The 3369-nt window shown below is 73.7% G+C and carries 3 protein-coding genes; 1 reads left to right on the forward strand and 2 read right to left on the reverse strand.

Annotated features, from left to right (window positions below; genetic code table 11):
* Nucleotides 1-1507: tetratricopeptide repeat protein (locus AB0G02_RS32310; RefSeq protein ID WP_360801731.1), on the forward strand; the 1507-nt coding region annotated here is incomplete at its 5' end.
* Here AB0G02_RS32310 and AB0G02_RS32315 read toward each other — a convergent pair.
* Both AB0G02_RS32315 and AB0G02_RS32320 read right to left on the reverse strand, forming a co-directional pair.
* Complete coding sequence (locus tag AB0G02_RS32315; RefSeq protein WP_360801734.1) at nucleotides 1491-2279, reverse strand: Calx-beta domain-containing protein; 789 nt, start codon at nucleotides 2277-2279, stop codon at nucleotides 1491-1493. The two genes, AB0G02_RS32310 and AB0G02_RS32315, sit on opposite strands and share 17 nt — an antisense overlap.
* Before the next feature lie 75 nt (nucleotides 2280-2354).
* Nucleotides 2355-3260 carry an oxidoreductase gene (locus tag AB0G02_RS32320; RefSeq protein ID WP_360801737.1) on the reverse strand — a complete coding sequence of 302 codons (906 nt, stop codon included), beginning with the start codon at nucleotides 3258-3260 and terminating at the stop codon, nucleotides 2355-2357.
* Nucleotides 3261-3369 lie beyond the last annotated feature (109 nt).

The following is a 3369-nucleotide window of genomic DNA, read 5'->3' on the forward strand; positions in this document are numbered from 1 at the left end:
GGCCAGGCTCGACGGGCTGGCGGTGGAGGGCGACTCGCGGACCGTGCGCGCGGTGATCGACAGCGCCTACCGGCCGTTGCCGGAGGGGTCGGCGGCGGTGTTCCGCCGGATCGCGGTCGCGCCCGGACCGACGTTCAGCTCCTGGCTGGTCGCCGCGGTGTCCGGCGTCCCGCTGCCCGGGGTCGGCTCGGTGCTGGCGTCGCTGGCCGCCGCGCACCTGGTGACCGAGGTCGGGCCGCACCGCTTCCGGTTCCACGACCTGATCCGCGAGTACGCCCGCGGCCGGCTGACCGACCACGACCGCGCGGAGGCGACCGATCGCCTGCTGGACTGGTACACGCAGGTCGCGCACGAGGTGAACCTCCTGGCGAACCCGGCGCGCGACCTGGTCCGCCCGGTCATCCGGCACCCGTGGGACGAGCCGTTGTTCCCGCCCGACCGGCACGCGGCGCTGACGTTCCTCGAAGGCGAGCGCGAGAACCTGCTGCCGGTGGTGCAGTTCGCCCGCGACCGGCGCGAGCTGACCGCCGCGTGGCAGCTGACCTACCTGCTGACGAGCTTCTACGAGGCCACCGGCCACTGGCACGAGCGGGTCGCGATGTGCCGGATCGCCGCCGGGGCCGCGGCCGAGCTGGGCGACCGGGCCGCGGAAGCGGAGATGCTGCGGGCGCTGGGCGTGGCGCTGTTCATGACCCGCAGGCTGACGGAGGCCATCGAGGCCAACCACCAGGCGCTCGCGATCGTCCGGGAGACCGGCGACCTGGCGGGCGAGGGCCACGTGCACAACAACATCGCCAACGCCCTGGCCGAGCTGCGCCGGTTCGACGAAGCGGTGCTCTCGCACCTGCGCGCGGTGGACTGCTGCGACCGCGCGGGCACCCGGCTGGGTCGCGCGCTGTCGCAGCGCAACCTCGGCCACACCTACCTGCGCATGGGTGACCCGGAGGCGAGCCTGGCGCCGTTGCGGGACGCGCTGGAGGTGTTCCGCGAGCTGGGCAACACCAGGCTGGAAGCGGGCACCCTGAACGTCCTGGGCGAGGCGCACCTGCGGCGCGGTGCGCCGGACCTGGCGCTGCGCGAGCTGGACCGCGCGTTGGACCTGAGCCGTGAGATCGGGGACCGCTGGGTGGAGTGGGAGGTGCTGGCCGACATCGGCACCGCCCACCTGGACCGCGACGGGCACGGCGTGGCGTTCTTCGAGCAGGCGCTCGCGATCAGCCGGGAGGTGGACGACCGGCACGGCGTGGCCGTCGTGCTGGGCCTGCTCGGCCGGGCCCACCTGCGTGCCGGCCACCTCGACGCGGCGGCCGGGGCGCTGGCGGACGCGCTGGCCGAGCGCGCCCGCGTGCCGGACGCCTTCGAGGAGGCCCACGTGCACCGCGACCTGGCGGAGCTGGCCGACCGGCGCGACGACCGGGCCGCCGCACACCACCACCGGGACCGGGCGACCCGGCTGTACCGGCAGGTGGGTGCGACGGCCGAGGCCGCGGCTACTGACCGGACCTGATCGTCACCGGGGCGGTCCCCTGGCCCACCCGACCGCCGCTCGGGGCGAAGACCTCCAGCGTGAACGTCTCGTCCGGCTGCGGCGACTGGTGGGGCAGCAGCGTGACCGGCGCCAGCACGCTGGTCAGCCCGGTCTTCACGGTCAGCGTGGTGTCCTTGACCCCCGCGTAGTCCTGCCCGGCGGTCGCCGTCAGGTCGTGGGTGCGGTAGTGCAGGGTGACCGGTGCGCGCAGCGGCACGGAGAAGGTGATCCGCACCCGGCAGACGTCCGGGACCCAGCAGACCTTCCCGCTGTCGACGTCGAACCGCAGCTCCCGGGCGACCATCCCGTCGTCGTCGCGCAACCACCCGACGGCCACCGGGTCCGCGACGACCAGCCCGGTGGCGTCGGACAGCCGGAGCTCCACCCGCTCGTCCGGCTCGGGCCGGTTGTCGTTGCGCACGGTCACCGACACCGTCCGCGTCGCGGAAGAGGACGCGGTCCACGTCAGGGTGCCCGACTGGGCGACGAAGTCGGCGGTGTCGCCCGGTTCGCCCGTGCTCCCGTCGCTCGCGGTGTCGGCGACGACGCTGTACCGCACGGAACCCTCGGGTTTGCAGCCCGCGTCCGCCGTCGCCACCACCTCGAAGACGAGGCTGCTGCTCACGTCGGTGCCCTCGTAGTTGTTGGCGTCCGCCGCCGCGACCCGTGCGGGCGCGCACTCGGTGGCGTGGGCGACGGTCGAGGGGACCACGACCCCCGTCGCGGCCACCACCGCCAGGACCAGTCTCATGGTGAACTTCATGCGAGATGTGTAAGGGGCGCGGGTTGTGGTTGGGTTGTGGTGCAGGTCAGGGGAGTGCGGACCTCACCCGATCGCCTCCAGCCGGGCCATGTCCTCGTCGGTCAGGCGCAACCCGGCCGCGGCCACGTTCTCCTCCAGGTGCGCCGGGTCACCGGTGCCGGGGATGGCGAGGACGTTCGGAGCCTTGTGCAGCGTCCAGGCGAGGCGGACCTGGGCGGGGGTGGCGTCGTGCGCCTCCGCGACCTCCGCGATGACGTCCACGCCGGTGCCGCCGGCCGGCCCGGACGCCGACGCGCCGGGGATCGCGGTACCGAGCGCGAAGAACGGGACGAAGGCGACGCCGTTCCGCCCGCACAGCTCGACGAGCGCGTCGTCCTCGCGGCGCGTGACGAGCCCGTACTGGTTCTGGACGCACACGACCGGCGCGATCGCGAGGGCCTCCTCCAGGTGCTCGGCGCCCACGTTGGACAGGCCCAGGTGCCGGATCAGACCTTCCTGCCGGAGCTCGGCCAGCGCCTCGAAGCCGGCCTTGACGGAGCCCTCACCGCGTTCGAGTCCCCGGCCGATGCGGAGGTTGACGACGTCGAGGTGGTCGAGGCCGAGCTGGCGGATGTTCTCCTCGACCTGACCGCGCAGCCCCTTCGCGTCCTCGACGTGGAGCCAGTCGCCGGACGGGTCGCGGCCGGGGCCGACCTTCGTGGTGATGACCAGGTCGTCCGGGTACGGCGCGAGCGCGGTGTTGATCAGCTCGTTGGCGGAGCGCAGCGGCGAGAAGTAGAAGGCGGCCGTGTCGATGTGGTTGACCCCCAGCTCGACGGCCCGCCGCAGGACCGCGATGGCCCGCGCGCGGTCGCTGGGTCCGCCGTCGGCGTTGCTCAACAGCCGCATGGCCCCGAAGCCGAGCCGGTTGACCGTCCGGTCACCGAGTTCCCAGGTGCCGGCGGCTTTCGCGTGGATCGTTGTGCTCATGGACCCAGCGTGGATTCGCACCCCCGGGGGATGCCGGGAATGGCAGCTTCCTGCCACGTCAGGAGGCTCCCCGAGTTCGGCGCAAGAGCGGGGCCCGGCCGTTCCACGG

The sequence above is a fragment of the Actinosynnema sp. NPDC023658 genome (genome assembly GCF_040639995.1).
GTDB lineage: Bacteria > Actinomycetota > Actinomycetes > Mycobacteriales > Pseudonocardiaceae > Actinosynnema.

Excerpts from the sequence above, each read along its gene's own strand:
- AB0G02_RS32315 (WP_360801734.1), bottom strand. The coding sequence starts at position 2,279 with ATGAGACTGGTCCTGGCGGTGGTGGCCGCGACGGGGGTCGTGGTCCCC.
- AB0G02_RS32320 (WP_360801737.1), bottom strand. The coding sequence starts at position 3,260 with ATGAGCACAACGATCCACGCGAAAGCCGCCGGCACCTGGGAACTCGGT.